The sequence below is a fragment of the Herbidospora daliensis genome, from assembly GCF_001570585.1.
GTDB classification, from domain to species: domain Bacteria; phylum Actinomycetota; class Actinomycetes; order Streptosporangiales; family Streptosporangiaceae; genus Herbidospora; species Herbidospora daliensis.
In genome coordinates this window covers 286,465-299,858 of sequence record NZ_BBXF01000006.1, presented here as the reverse complement: position 1 = coordinate 299,858, position 13,394 = coordinate 286,465, and the positions used below count along the sequence as shown (strand labels likewise).

The window sequence follows — 13,394 nt, the reverse complement described above, 5'->3', positions numbered from 1 at the left end:
AAACCACCGATCGGGGAGGGACCTGGGGTGCGCAAGGGAGAGTGGCCGTCGTTCCGGGCGAGGCCGTACGTCTGTGGCGCCTTCGGGCCGTTCTCCCAGGAGCGGCTCGACCTGCTGGCCAGGTCGGGGCCCCATGTGGAGACCGCCTACGTCACGCGTGACGCCGCCGTGTTGTCGTCGGGCCCGCTCACCATGTACGACTCCTCGCCCACCATGGCCGCCTTCTCGTGGGGCGACCGCACCCCGATCGCCGGCGGCGACTGGCTCCACGTGGCCGAGCACTACGAGGCCCCCGGCTTCATCGACGAGCCCGCCTCCGTCACCCTGCACACCGGCGCGTTCGGCCTGATCGACGTCTACTACCTGACCGACGGCGACGCGGTCTACTTCTCGGGCCTGATCGAGCCGCTGCTCGCGCTGGCGCGCAAGCCCTACGTGGTGAACTGGAACGCCTGGGCGGCGATCCTCAAGCTGACGTACCCGCTGCTCGAGGACACCCCCTACGCCGAGGTCAAGCGCCTCCCCGGGGCGACCGCCCTGTCGTGGTCGCGCGACCGGCGGCGGTTGTCGGTCGACAAGCGGGCCCCCCGCTGGGTGCGCGAGGAGCCGTTCGACCACGGGGTCACCGCCCACGACATCGTCAGCCTGCTGCACGAGTCGCTGAAGCCGTACGAGCAGGTGCTGGTGCCCGTCAGCGGCGGCTACGACTCGCGGCTGCTGGCCAGCGTGGCCGTGGCCCAGGGCAAGGACGTCGTCTCGTGGACGACCAGCCCCGACGACGGCCTCGACAACGACATCGACTTCGCCGTCGCGGTCACCCGCGAGCTCGGCATCCCTCACCGGGTCGTCGACCAGAACGCGGCCGACTTCCCGGCCGAGGCCCTGTGGGCCGCCCGCAGGCTGGAGTTCCTGACCAGCCACCACGCCTGGTACTCGCCGTTCGCCCGCGAGGTCCACGAGGGCGGCCGTCCGGTGGTCGACGGCCTGGCCGGCGGCCCGCTGATGAAGAACTTCCTGATGTCGGCCGCCGCAGCCGCCACGACCCCGCTGGAACGCCGCCAGGCGCTGCTGAAGTCGATGACCACCGGCGACGCCCACATCCCGGTGCTCGGCGAGGGCGCGCTGGCCTGGATGGACGACGTCGTCGAGACCACGTTCGCGCAGGCCACCTCGATGCTCAACGGCCACCGCAGCGAACTCGCCCTGAGCGTGCTGCACACCCGCACCGCCCGGGGCATCGCCCGCTCCCCCGTCAACCTCGTCGGCCCCGAGGCCACCCCGGTCTTCCCGTTCCTGCACCCCGGCTTCTTCGACGCCGCCCTGTCGGTGCCGGTCGCCCGCAAGGAGGGCGGCAGGTTCTACCGCGAGATCCTGTGGGCCGCCAACCCCCGGGTCGCCTCGCTTCCGTCGACCAACGGCGGCCTGCCGCACCGCCGCGTGCCGCTGCGCTCGGCCTCGGTCTGGGCCCGCGAGTGGAACCACGCCATGCTCCGCCGGGTCGCCCGGGTGCCCGGCCTGCTGTCGCCCCAGATGGCCGAGGTGGTCGAGGGCGGCCCCGACGCGCTGGCCGCGTTCGGGTCGTGGAACTCCCGGTTCTGGCTGCGCGGGCTGGCGCTCTTCGGCGCCTGGCTCACCGACTACGACGAGGTCCTCGGCGACCTCACACCTCCGTGGAGCTCTCGTTAGGTCACGGTACGTGTCCGCACGACAACCGATGGAAAGCGCGCAGTAAGGGCTACGTAACCGTTCTTTGTCAGGGGCTACCGGGTGGTACCTTCTGCGGAAGGCCGCGCTGAGCTGCGGACATACCCGATTCTTTCCCCGTGGAGCGAGGTCTGATGACTGCGGCTGCGCCCTGCCCTGAACCCGTGTCAGAGCCGATTGAGGAATTCGAGGTCCAGGACCCCGCCTGGTACAAGAAGGCCGTCTTCTACGAGATCCTCGTCCGCGGCTTCCACGATTCCAACGGCGACGGCACCGGCGACCTGCGCGGCCTGGTCGGCAAGCTCGACTACCTCCAGTGGCTCGGCGTCGACTGCCTGTGGCTCCTGCCCCTGTACGAGTCCCCGCTCCGCGACGGCGGCTACGACATCAGCGACTACCTCAAGATCCTCCCGGAGTTCGGCGACCTGTCCGACTTCGTGGCCATGATCGAGGCGGCCCACGAGCGCGGCCTGCGCGTCATCACCGACCTGGTGATGAACCACACCAGCGACAAGCACCCCTGGTTCCAGGCCTCCCGCCACGACCCCACGGGCCCCTACGGCGACTTCTACGTCTGGACCGACGACCCCACGACGTACGAGGGCGTGCCGATCATCTTCGTCGGCGCCGAAGACTCCAACTGGACCTACGACCCGGTCCGCGGCCAGTACTACTGGCATCGCTTCTTCCACCACCAGCCCGACCTCAACTACGACAACCCGGCCGTCCAGGAGGCCATGCTGGAGGTCCTGCGCTTCTGGCTCGACCTCGGCGTCGACGGCTTCCGGCTCGACGCGGTCCCCTACCTGTTCGAGCGCGAGGGCACCCAGTGCTCCGGCCTGCCCGAGACCCACGCCTACCTCAAGCGGGTCCGCGCCGAGGTCGACCGCCTCTACCCCGACCGGGTGCTGCTGGCCGAGGCCAACGGCTGGCCCGAGGACGTCGTCGAGTACTTCGGCGACCCGTCGGTCGGCGGCGACGAGTGCCACATGGCCTTCCACTTCCCGCTCATGCCGCGCATCTTCATGGCGGTGCGGCGCGAGTCGCGCGAGCCGATCTCCGAGATCATGTCGCGCACCCCGAAGCTGCCCGAGACGGCCCAGTGGGGCATCTTCCTGCGCAACCACGACGAGCTCACCCTCGAAACGGTCACCGAGGAAGAGCGCGACTACATGCACGCCGAATACGCCAAGGACCCGCGCATGCGGGCCTACCTCGGCATCCGGCGCCGCCTCGCCCCGCTGCTGGAGAACGACCGCGACCAGATCGAGCTGTTCACCGCCCTGCTGCTGTCGATGCCGGGCAGCCCGGTCATGTACTACGGCGACGAGATCGGCATGGGCGACAACATCTGGCTGGAGGACCGCGACGCGGTCCGGACCCCGATGCAGTGGAGCCCCGACCGCAACGCCGGCTTCTCCAAGGCCGACCCCGGCCGCCTCTACCTGCCGACGGTCATGGACCCGATCTACGGCTTCCAGGCCGTCAACGTCGAGGCCCAGCTCAAGAACCCCAGCTCGCTGCTCCACTTCACCCGCCGCATGCTGCAGATCCGCCGCGAGCACCCCGTCTTCGGCACCGGCGAGTACATCGAGCTCTGGTCGCACAACCCCGCCATCCTCGCCTTCCTCCGCGAAGACGGCGACGACCGGGTGCTGTGCGTCAACAACATGTCCCGCCACCCGCAGCCGGTCGAGCTCGACCTGCGCCGTTTCATGGGCCTGACCCCCGTCGAGTGCCGCGGCGGCGTGCCGTTCCCGGTGATCGGCGACCTGCCCTACCTGCTGACGCTGCCCTCCCACGGCTTCTTCTGGTTCTCGCTCACCGAGCGGGAGGACTAGGCTTTCGCGCCATGGCAGGCCGTCCCTTAAACGAGCTAGTGGAACCGGGGTGGGCGAAGGCCCTCGAACCGGTCGCGGACAAGATCGCCGAGATGGGCGACTTCCTCCGGAATGAGATCGCGGAAGGCAGGCAGTACCTGCCCGCGGGCGAGAACGTGCTGCGGGCCTTCAAACAGCCCTTCGCCGACGTGCGGGTGCTCATCATGGGTCAGGATCCCTACCCGACCCCCGGGCACCCCATCGGACTCAGCTTCTCGGTGGCCGAAGACGTCCGGCCGATCCCGGGAAGCCTCCGCAACATCTACACCGAGCTGATGGAGGACCTGGGCCTGCCCAAGCCCTCCAACGGCGACCTGACCCCGTGGACCGAGAACGGGGTCCTGCTCCTCAACCGCGTCCTCACGGTGATGCCGGGCAAGCCGGCCTCCCACCGGGGCAAGGGCTGGGAGGAGGTCACCGAACAGGCCATCAAGGCGCTCGTCGAGCGCGGCGGCCCGCTCGTGGCCATCCTGTGGGGCCGCGACGCCCGGAACCTGCGCCCGATGCTGGGCCAGGTCCCGTGCATCGAGTCGGCCCACCCGAGCCCGCTGTCGGCCCGGAGCGGCTTCTTCGGCTCCAAGCCGTTCAGCAAGGCCAACGAGATGCTGGAGCGGCAGGGCGCGACCCCTGTCGACTGGAAACTCCCCTAGGATCTGCGACCATGAGCGATGTTACGGATACCGCACGCTATCTCCGTCTCACGGTGGATCTCGTGGTTGAAGTCACCGATGTCGGCGCCCTCCAGGCCGCCGCGCTGAAGGAGATCCGCAGCCCGGAGTCCGACCTCGAGGAGTCCGAGCGCCAGGAGCAGATCGACCTGGTGAACGCGGACGAGACGGGCGCCGCCGCCCTGCAGTGGCTGATCGAGCCCGACCACGTGCTCAGCCTCGTCGAGCACATCGACGAGGTCGAGCCGCGTGAGGCGATGCTGGGTGTCGAGCCGTCAGACGGCGCCCTTGAAGACGAAGAGGACGAGCACGACCACGATCACGACCACGTGTGAGCCACTCCCTGTCAGACGGGCTCCAGCTTTCGATGGGGCCCGTCGGGCAGGGTCACCCTGATCTGATCTCCCGGGCGGATCTCGCCGCCCGTCACGACCACCCCCATGATCCCCGCCTTGCGCACGAGCCCGCCCTCGTCGTCGCGGTCGAGCACGGCCTTCATCAGGCCCGGCCGGAATCCGTCGAGCTGGACGCAGGGGTTGCGCAGGCCGGTGACCTCGACGACCGCCTCCGGGCCCAGGTGCAGCAGGGTGCCGGTGGGCAGGCCGAGCAGGTCGAGGCCGCGGGTGGTGACGTTCTCGCCGATCTGGCCGGGGGCCACGGCGAAGCCCCGGCCGGCGAGCTCCTCGAAGAGTTCGGCGTGGATGAGGTGGACCTGGCGCAGGTTGGGCGCGTCGGGGGTGCGGGCCACCCGGCTGCGGTGGCGCACCTTCTCGCCGTAGTGGGCGTCGCCTTCGACGCCGAGCCCGGGGACCAGCCTGATGACACCCTCGTTGGGTTTGCTGAAGGTGTACTGCTGCGATCTGCTGACCGCTTCGATGGATCCCACCCGGCGTCCTTCCCCTTGAAGACCGACTACTTGTCCAGCATGACGTACACGCCCAGCAGGACGCCCGCGACCACGAGCAGGAAGCAGACGCCGCCCGCGACGCGGCCGACGACCCTGCCGGAGGAGACGCCGATGAGGCCGACCGAGAACAGCGCCGCGATCCCCACGCCGCCGATCAGCGAGGCGACCAGGACCCGCCACAGGGCGTCGCCGTCGACGTAGCTCATACCGGGGTCCTCACCTGGGTGGGCGTGCCTCGCCCGACCCAGTCGTCGTTGACGTTGCCGGCGTGCACGGCCGTCTTCCTGGACGCCAGGTAGAGCAGGGCGGCGAAGACCACGGCCGCCGTGAAGACGACGATCACGCCGAGGGCGCCGCCGATGAGCTGGGCCGCGCCGAAGGCGACCGCGCCGACGAGGGCGGCGGCCGGGAGGGTGATCAGCCAGGCGACCCCCATGCGGGCCGCGACGCCCCAGCGCACCTGGGCGAGGCGCTTGCCGAGGCCGGCGCCGATGACCGAGCCGGTGCACACCTGGGTGGTGGAGAGCGGGAAGCCGAAGTGGGTCGAGGTCAGGATGACCGTGGCCGACGACGCCTCGGCGGCGAAGCCCTGCGGGGTCTCGATCTCGGTCAGGCCCTTGCCGAGGGTGCGGATGACCCGCCAGCCGCCGACGTAGGTGCCGGCGGCGATGGCGGTGGCGCTGCACACGATCACCCAGAAGGGGGTGCCGTCCTGCTGGGTGATGGTGCCGTTGGCGATCAGGGCGAGGGTGATGACGCCCATGGTCTTCTGGGCGTCGTTGGTGCCGTGGGCGAGCGACACCAGCGAGGCCGAGCCGATCTGGCCGATCCGGAAGCCCCTGGTGCGGGTCTTCTCGTCGACCTTCCTGGTCAGGACGTACACGAGGTAGGTGCCGACGGTCGCCACGAGGACGGCGGCGAGCGGCGCGAGCACGGCCGGGATGATGACGTGGGAGACCAGCCCTTCTCCTTTGACGGCGTTGATTCCCGAGGCGAGCAGGGTGGCGCCGACGACGCCGCCGATCAGGGCGTGCGAGGAGCTCGACGGGATGCCGTAGTACCAGGTCACCAGATTCCAGGCGAGGCCGCCGACGAGCCCGGCGAAGACGACCGTGAGGGTGATCGCTCCGCTCTCGACGATCCCGTTGGCGATCGTGGCCGCCACCTTCAGGGACAGGAAGGCGCCGACGAAGTTCAGCACCGCAGACAAGGCGACCGCGATCTTGGGCTTCAGCGCTCCGGTGGCGATCGAGGTGGCCATCGCGTTCGCGGTGTCGTGGAACCCGTTCGTGAAGTCGAACGACAGCGCGGTGATCACAACCACGATCAGGAGAATCAGGTCACCAGTCATAGTCCGACATATATGTCGGAGCGTTTGAACTATGCGTCAAAGACAGTCAATGACCCGATATTCATCAGGCGTTAACCGTGCCAGATGGGGGCGGTGTACCCGAGGATCGGCGACGGCGCGCGCCAGGGTTCGTGCAGCATCATCGCCGGGATGTTCTCCAGCTCGGGGACGTAGCGGCGGATGTACTCGCCGTCCTTGTCGAACTTCTTGGCCTGGCGGACGGGGTTGAGCACCCGGTTGGGCCGGGTGTCGTTGCCGGTGCCGGCCACCCACTGCCAGTTCCCGTAGTTGTTCGGTACGTCGGCGTCCAGGAGCAGCTCTTCGAAGTGGTCGGCCCCGACGCGCCAGTCGAGGCCCAGCGTCTTGGTCAGGAACGAGGCGACGATCATGCGGGCCCGGTTGTGCATCCAGCCCTCGGCGGCGAGCTGGCGCATCCCGGCGTCGACGATGGGCACGCCGGTCATGCCCTCGCGCCAGGCGTCCTCGGCCTCCTTGTCGTGCCGCCACTCGCGGCGGCCGGGGCGGTAGTCGTCGCGCGGCAGGTTCGGGAAGGCGAGCGCGACCTGGGCGTAGAAGTCGCGCCAGCAGAGCTGGCGGACGAACTCCTCCGAGGCCCCCGACCGGGTCGCCAGCTCCAGCGGCGAGACGCAGCCGAACCGCAGGTAGGGGCTGAGCCGGGAGGTGTGGTCGCCGGCCAGGTCGTCGTGGCCGGCGGCGTAGTCGCGCAGGCAGTGGCGCAGCCACAGGTCGAGGCGGCGGCGCACCTCGCGTTCGCCGCCGGGCAGGTGGGGCTTGCGGCGGGGCCGGGGGATGTCGCCGGGCCGCACCTCGGGCATCGCGATCGTGTCGGGGGTCGGCACGATCTGCCGCCAGCGGACGTCGGACCAGGCGCGGAAGTAGGGGGTGAAGACCTTGTAGTGGTCGCCGCTCGCGGGCTTGAGCTGGGCGGGCGGCACGATCGTGATGCCGGGGAAGGTGCGGAGCTCGATGTTCTCCCGCCGGAAGCGGCCCTCCCGCCTGCGGGCCAGCGCGCTGACGTCGCCGCTGGTGTAGATCGCGGTGGCGCCGGTCTCGGCCGCGATCTTCATCGTCTCGGCGACCACGTCGCCGCGCCGGACCACCAGGTCGGCGCCCCTCTCCCGGAGCGACTCGCGCAGGTCGTTCAGGCACTCGATCAGGAAGCCCGCCCGCCCGCGCGGCGGGATGGCCGGATCGATCACGAACAGGGGCACCACCTGGCGCGCGTCCTGGCACGCCTGCTGCAGCGCGGGATGGTCGGTGACCCGGAGATCCCGGTTGAAGAGGAGAATGATGACGTCCGGCACGACCGTACCTTCGTGAACTCCACGTGACCGGTTGCATCCGAACGACGACCGCCCCCGAAAGCACGGGTGAGGAGGTACGGGACTGTGCCGGAACGGGAACCGACAGCCCCGAGCTACGGCATCGGCGCGGTAGCCCGGCGTTTCGGCCTGCCCGCCCCCACCCTCCGCACCTGGGACCAGCGTTACGGCCTCGGGCCGAGCCTGCGCACCGCGGGCGGCCACCGGCGCTACACCGAACTCGACGTGCGCCGGATCGAGGAGATGCACCGCCTGGTCCGGTCGGGCGCGCCGGCGGCCGAGGCCGCCGAGGTGGCGCTCAAGATCTTGCGGCCCGGCACGACGGCCAAGGCCCGGGAGACCCGGCGCTCGCCCGCCGGGTGGGAGGAGCCCCTCTACTCCGTCGCCCAGGTCGCGCGGGCCGCGCTCTCCCTCGACTCGTGGTTCGTCACCGCCGCCCTGGAGAACTGGCTGCGCGAACGCGGGGTCGCCGGCACCTGGGACCACCTCGTGATCCCGGTCTTCGCCGCGATCTCCCGCCGTCAAGACGACACCGGGGCGGGCATCGACCTGGAGCACCTGTTCTCCGAACGGGTGCTGGCCGCCCTGGCCCCGCTGGTCGAGCGGCCCGCCGCGCCGGTCTGCCCGCGCCCGGTCCTGCTGGCCTGCGCCGAGGAGGAGCAGCACAGCCTCCCGCTGTTCGCGCTGGCCGCCGCGCTGACGGTGGAACACCACGTGGAGTGCCGCGTCATGGGGGCCCGGATGCCCTACGACGCCCTCGGCGACGCCATCAGGCGCCTCGCCCCGGTCGCGGTGTTCCTGTGGTCGCAGCAGGCCGACACCGGCGACCCCGCGCCGCTGGCCGAGCTGCCCCGGCTACGCCCCGCGTCCGCCCTTTTCACGGGCGGGCCGGGGTGGCGTGATCTCCCCGCAGGTGTCGTCCACCTGCGATCTCTTGACGACGCCATCACGTCGATCTGCGCTGTCCTGCGCTGAGCAGGGCATATTCCCGTCGAACTACTTGCACCTCACGGCCGAGAGTGAATAGGTTTTGAGTAAGTTCTCAATCGGGGAGGTCTCATGGACGGCGAGGAGATGGCGGTGACGGAGTGCTATCGAAGCCACGCGCCGCTGGTCCGCGGATATCTCCGGCATTTCATCCCGCAGCAGGACGTCGAGGATGTGCTCCAGGTCGTGTTCGGCGAGGTCTGGCGCTCGCGCCGGCGCTACGACCCGAGCCGCAGCCTCGAAGGCTGGGTGCTGGGCATCGCCCGCAACCGGGCCATCGACTACCTGCGGGCCCGCCACCCGGCGACGGTGCCGCTCGACGGGGTGCCCGAGCCGAGCGACCACGTCGACCCGGCCCGCCGGCTCGACGACCTCGACCAGGTCCGCCGCGCCCTGCGGCACCTGCCCGAGGTGCAGCGTGAGGCGATCACCCTGGCCTACTACGGCGACCTGACCCAGCGGGAGATCGCCGAACGCCTCGACGTGCCGCTGGGCACCGTCAAGGCGCGCACCGCGCGGGCGCTGCACAAGCTCTCGTCCGTGCTGACCGAGGCCGCATGAGACCCCGGGTCGGCGTGTCGAGCTGTCTCATCGGGGAGCCGGTCCGGTTCAACGGCGGGCACAGCCGCGACCGTTTCCTGGCCGGCGAGCTGACCGACCACGTCGACTGGGTGCCGTTCTGCCCCGAGGTCGAGGCGGGCCTGGGCACCCCGCGCGAGACCCTCCGCCTGGAGCAGCGGCCGGAGGAGGCCGAACGGCTGATGCTCCGCAAGAGCCGCGTCGACCTGACCGCCACCATGCGCGAGGTCGCCGACCGCCGCATCGCCACCCTGGAGGTCGACGGCTACGTCTTCAAGTCCAAGAGCCCCTCGTGCGGCATCCACGGCATCCCCGTGTACGAGAACGACCACCCCGTCCGCCGGGTCAAGGGCGTGTTCGCGCAGCGGATCATCGACGCCTACCCCCTGCTGCCCGTCGAGGACGAGGGCCGCCTCAACGACGCCGTGCTGCGCGAGCAGTTCGTCGAGCGGATCTTCGCGCACGCCCGGCTGCGCGTCCTGTTCGAGAGCGACTGGAAGCCGCGTGACCTGGTCGCCTTCCACTCGTGCCACAAGATGCAGCTGCTCGCCCACGACCCCGAGGGCTACCGGGCGGCCGGGCGGGTGGTCTCCCGGGCGGGCAGCGCCCCGCGCGAGGAGCTGGAGCGCGACTACACGGTCGCCTTCCAGGGCGCGCTGTCGCGCAAGTCGTCGATCGGCCGCAACGTCAACGCCCTGCACCACTGCCTGGGCATGGTCGGCCACGCGCTCGACGACGCCCGGCGGGCCGACCTGCGGGAGGTCATCGCGGCCTACCAGGAGCACCAGGTGGCGATCACCGTGCCGATGACCCTGCTGCTGCACCACGCCAAGGGCGAGGCGGCCGACTACGTCCGCGACCAGACCTTCTTCGCGCCGTTCCCGGCGGATCTGCGGCTCCGCAACCACGTACCGAATTGAACCTCTAGCGTTACTTTTGTCGGGGAATGGCCGGTTTCATGGCCGACCTTCCCTTCCACGACCAGACCGACTTCGACAACGCCGACCGGGGTTTCGTGGCCCGGCTCGAACCCGGGGTGATCAGGTCCGCCGACGGCCGGATCGTCTGGAACTCCGACGCCTACCGGTTCCTCGACGGCGAACCCCCCGACTCGGCCAACCCGAGCCTGTGGCGGCAGGGCCGGTTGTGCGCCAAGCAGGGCCTCTACGAGGTCGCCGAGGGCCTCTACCAGGTACGCGGCCTCGACCTGTCGAACATGACCGTCGTCGAGGGCGAGCGCGGCGTGATCGTCGTCGACCCGCTGATCTCCACCGAATGCGCCGCGGCGGCCCTCGGCCTCTACCGCGCCCACCGAGGCGACCGCCCGGTCACCGGCGTGATCTACACCCACTCCCACGCCGACCACTACGGCGGCGTCCGCGGCGTCACCGACGGCCGCGACATCCCGATCATCGCCCCGGCCGGGTTCATGGAACACGCCGTCGCCGAGAACGTCTACGCCGGCCCGGCCATGGCCCGCCGCAGCGTCTACATGTACGGCACCCCGCTGCCCGCCTCCCCCGAGGGCCAAATCGGCTGCGGCCTCGGCCTGACCGCCTCGCAGGGCACCGTCAGCCTGCTCCCGCCGACGATCGACGTCACGACCACGGGCCAGCTCGAAACGGTCGACGGGGTCAGGATCGTCTTCCAGCTCACCCCCGGCACCGAGGCCCCGGCCGAGATGAACTTCCTGTTCCCCGAGAAACGGGCGCTCTGCCTGGCCGAGAACGCCACCCACAACCTGCACAACGTGCTGACCCTGCGCGGCGCGGTCGTCCGCGACGCCCGCACCTGGTCGCGCTACCTCGCCCAGGCCCTCGACCTGTTCGGCGACCACGCCGACGTCGCCTTCGCCTCCCACCACTGGCCGACCTGGGGCCGCGCCGAGATCGCCGCCTTCCTCACCGCCCAGCGCGACCTGTACGCGTACCTGCACGACCAGACCCTCAGAATGATCAACCAGGGCCTCACCGGCCCGGAGATCGCCGAACGCATCGAACTGCCGCCCGCCCTGGAGACCACCTGGAGCGCCCGCGGCTACTACGGCTCGGTCAGCCACAACGTGAAGGCCATCTACCAGCGCTACCTCGGCTGGTTCGACGGCAACCCCGCCCACCTGTGGGAACACCCGCCCGTCGAACAGGCCAGACGCTACGTCGAGTGCCTCGGCGGCCCCGACGCCACCGTCGCCCGCGCCACCCGCTACATCCAGGACGGCGACCTCAGGTTCGCCGCCACCCTGCTCAACCACGCCGTCTTCGCCGCCCCCGGCCACCACGAGGCCCGCCGCCGGCTGACCGAGGTCTACACCCGCCTCGGCCAGGGCGCCGAGAACGGCACCTGGCGCAACTTCTACCTGACCGGCGCCCTCGAACTGACCGCCAAACGGGCCCTCGGATCAGGCCCGGAGACCGCCTCGCCCGACGTCCTGACCGCCCTCACCCTCGACCAGCTCCTCGACGCGGTCGCGATCAGGGTCAACGGCCCGAAGGCGTGGAACGAGACCCTGTCGATCGACTGGAACCTCACCGACACCGGCGAACTGCGCCGCACGACGTTGTCGAACGGCGCCCTGATCATCGGCCCGGGCGGCCCGGCCGACCTCAGCCTCCGCCTCACCAAACCGGAGTTCCTGGCGGTCCTGAACGGCCGGCAACCGGCCGACCACGAGGGCGACCTGGGCGTGCTCACCCGGTTGCTGGGCCTGCTCGACGACCCCGACCCGGGGTTCGCCATCGTCACACCTGGTTGACATGCCCCGTCCACGCGGAAGGGGTATCACGGTCACCCGTGAACGTTCCTGGTTCACCGCCGGTCGCCCGTCAGAGAGATCTCATCAAGGTCCTACACCGGCTCCGCAGGCGTTTCGCCTCTCCGCAAGCCCTGCGGCGAGGATGTTCTCAGCGGCGTTGACGTCCCGGTCGAGGGATGCGCCGCACACGCACACCCACTCGCGGACGCTCAGCGGCATCGAGGCGGCGCGGGCGCCGCACTCCGAGCACAACTTGCTGGACGGAAACCACCGGTCGACGACCAGCAGCTCGCGCCCGTACCAGGTTGTCTTGTACGCCAACATGGACCGCAGTTCCCGCCAGCTCGCATCGCTGATGGCGCGAGCCAGGTTTCGATTCTTGACCATGTGCCGGACGGTCAGATCTTCCACGGCGATCACTTGATTCTCGCGAACAAGCCGTGTCGTGATCTTGTGGAGATGGTCTCGCCTGCGATCGCTCATCCGAGCATGGATTCGCGCGACGACGGACCTGGCCTTGGCCCGATTGCCACTGCCCTTGATCTTACGGGCGAGTGCCCGCTGGGCTCTGGCGAGTTTCCTCCGGTCGGCCCGCTCGTACTGGGGGTTGAGAATCTTCTCCCCGGTGGAGAACGTCACCAGGGCGGTGATGCCCATGTCGACACCGACCATGGCCTCGATCGCGGGCAGGGGCTCGATCTTCTCCTCCACCCGGATCGACACGTACCAGCGCCCCGCCGCGTCTCTGGATACGGTGATCATGGACGGCTCCGCCCCTTCAGGAAGAGGCCGCGACCACACGATGTCCAGCGGCCCGTCCATCTTCGCGAGCGTCAGCCGGCCCTCGCGCCAACGGAACGCCGAGCGGGTGTACTCAGCCGAAGCCCGAGACTTCTTCCGCGACTTGAAGACCGGACGCCGGGCCCTGCGGGCGAAGAAGTTCTCAAACGCCGCCTGCAGATGCCGCAACGCCTGCTGTAGAGGCACGCAGGACACCTCATTCAAAAAGCCCAGTTCCGCCGTCCGCTTCCATGCGGTGAGCGCTGCCGAGCTCTGCCCATAGGAGACTCTTCGGCCTTCCTCGTAGGCACGGGTCCGCGCCTCCAACGCCTTGTTGTAAACCAGGCGAACACAGCCGAACGTCCGCGACAGCTCTTCAGCCTGCCCGGGAGACGGGTAGAAGCGGTACTTGTCTGTGCCACAGCGCACAACCCAAATCGCAC

General features: G+C 69.9%; 13 protein-coding genes. 8 read left to right on the top strand and 5 right to left on the bottom strand.

Annotated features, from left to right (window positions below; all coding sequences use genetic code 11):
• Positions 1-27: 27 nt before the first annotated feature.
• From AW274_RS29590 to AW274_RS29575, 4 genes are all read left to right on the top strand, one after another.
• Entirely contained in the window at positions 28-1,686 is a 1,659-nt protein-coding gene (locus AW274_RS29590) for an asparagine synthetase B family protein (protein ID WP_062438812.1), read from the top strand.
• Between the two features lie 152 nt (positions 1,687-1,838).
• The gene (gene treS, locus AW274_RS29585) at positions 1,839-3,545 is read left to right on the top strand and encodes a maltose alpha-D-glucosyltransferase (RefSeq protein WP_062438809.1); all 1,707 of its coding nucleotides are present in this window, start codon (positions 1,839-1,841) and stop codon (positions 3,543-3,545) included.
• 11 nt (positions 3,546-3,556) lie between these two features.
• The gene (locus AW274_RS29580; RefSeq protein WP_062335744.1) at positions 3,557-4,234 is read left to right on the top strand and encodes a uracil-DNA glycosylase; all 678 of its coding nucleotides are present in this window, start codon (positions 3,557-3,559) and stop codon (positions 4,232-4,234) included.
• A 62-nt stretch (positions 4,235-4,296) separates the two neighbouring features.
• On the top strand, positions 4,297-4,587 hold the full coding sequence (locus AW274_RS29575; RefSeq protein WP_232320480.1) for a hypothetical protein: 291 nt from the start codon (positions 4,297-4,299) through the stop codon (positions 4,585-4,587).
• Positions 4,588-4,598: 11 nt separating this feature from the next.
• Here the strand turns inward: AW274_RS29575 and AW274_RS29570 are convergent, their stop codons facing one another.
• From AW274_RS29570 to AW274_RS29555, 4 genes are all read right to left on the bottom strand, one after another.
• Positions 4,599-5,138, bottom strand: coding sequence for an MOSC domain-containing protein (locus tag AW274_RS29570; protein WP_062438803.1), 540 nt, complete (start codon positions 5,136-5,138; stop codon positions 4,599-4,601).
• Positions 5,139-5,164: 26 nt separating this feature from the next.
• Complete coding sequence (locus AW274_RS29565) at positions 5,165-5,365, bottom strand: hypothetical protein (RefSeq protein ID WP_063813694.1); 201 nt, start codon at positions 5,363-5,365, stop codon at positions 5,165-5,167.
• Positions 5,362-6,483, bottom strand: coding sequence for an inorganic phosphate transporter (locus AW274_RS29560; protein ID WP_232320478.1), 1,122 nt, complete (start codon positions 6,481-6,483; stop codon positions 5,362-5,364). The genes AW274_RS29565 and AW274_RS29560 overlap by 4 nt, the downstream gene beginning before the upstream one ends.
• Before the next feature lie 98 nt (positions 6,484-6,581).
• Entirely contained in the window at positions 6,582-7,835 is a 1,254-nt protein-coding gene (locus tag AW274_RS29555; protein WP_062438798.1) for a cryptochrome/photolyase family protein, read from the bottom strand.
• Positions 7,836-7,919: 84 nt separating this feature from the next.
• Here AW274_RS29555 and AW274_RS29550 point away from each other — a divergent pair, with 84 nt between their 5' ends.
• The 4 genes from AW274_RS29550 to AW274_RS29535 all read left to right on the top strand — a co-directional run bounded on the left by AW274_RS29550 (position 7,920) and on the right by AW274_RS29535 (position 12,171).
• Entirely contained in the window at positions 7,920-8,828 is a 909-nt protein-coding gene (locus tag AW274_RS29550; protein WP_062438796.1) for a MerR family transcriptional regulator, read from the top strand.
• Between the two features lie 84 nt (positions 8,829-8,912).
• Complete coding sequence (locus AW274_RS29545) at positions 8,913-9,401, top strand: RNA polymerase sigma factor (protein ID WP_062438791.1); 489 nt, start codon at positions 8,913-8,915, stop codon at positions 9,399-9,401.
• The gene (locus AW274_RS29540) at positions 9,398-10,339 is read left to right on the top strand and encodes a YbgA family protein (protein ID WP_062438788.1); all 942 of its coding nucleotides are present in this window, start codon (positions 9,398-9,400) and stop codon (positions 10,337-10,339) included. The genes AW274_RS29545 and AW274_RS29540 overlap by 4 nt, the downstream gene beginning before the upstream one ends.
• 38 nt (positions 10,340-10,377) lie before the next feature.
• Positions 10,378-12,171 (top strand): alkyl/aryl-sulfatase, encoded by a 1,794-nt coding sequence (locus AW274_RS29535; protein WP_062439495.1) that lies wholly within the window; start codon positions 10,378-10,380, stop codon positions 12,169-12,171.
• 84 nt (positions 12,172-12,255) lie between these two features.
• Here the strand turns inward: AW274_RS29535 and AW274_RS29530 are convergent, their stop codons facing one another.
• Positions 12,256-13,380 (bottom strand): RNA-guided endonuclease InsQ/TnpB family protein, encoded by a 1,125-nt coding sequence (locus tag AW274_RS29530; RefSeq protein ID WP_232320476.1) that lies wholly within the window; start codon positions 13,378-13,380, stop codon positions 12,256-12,258.
• Between the last annotated feature and the right edge of the window lie 14 nt (positions 13,381-13,394).

What these genes read in the sequence shown, in the direction of transcription:
- treS (WP_062438809.1), top strand. Translation starts at nt 1,839, where the DNA reads ATGACTGCGGCTGCGCCCTGCCCTGAACCCGTGTCAGAGCCGATTGAG.
- AW274_RS29580 (WP_062335744.1), top strand. Translation starts at nt 3,557, where the DNA reads ATGGCAGGCCGTCCCTTAAACGAGCTAGTGGAACCGGGGTGGGCGAAG.
- AW274_RS29565 (WP_063813694.1), bottom strand. Translation starts at nt 5,365, where the DNA reads ATGAGCTACGTCGACGGCGACGCCCTGTGGCGGGTCCTGGTCGCCTCG.
- AW274_RS29545 (WP_062438791.1), top strand. Translation starts at nt 8,913, where the DNA reads ATGGACGGCGAGGAGATGGCGGTGACGGAGTGCTATCGAAGCCACGCG.
- AW274_RS29540 (WP_062438788.1), top strand. Translation starts at nt 9,398, where the DNA reads ATGAGACCCCGGGTCGGCGTGTCGAGCTGTCTCATCGGGGAGCCGGTC.
- AW274_RS29535 (WP_062439495.1), top strand. Translation starts at nt 10,378, where the DNA reads ATGGCCGACCTTCCCTTCCACGACCAGACCGACTTCGACAACGCCGAC.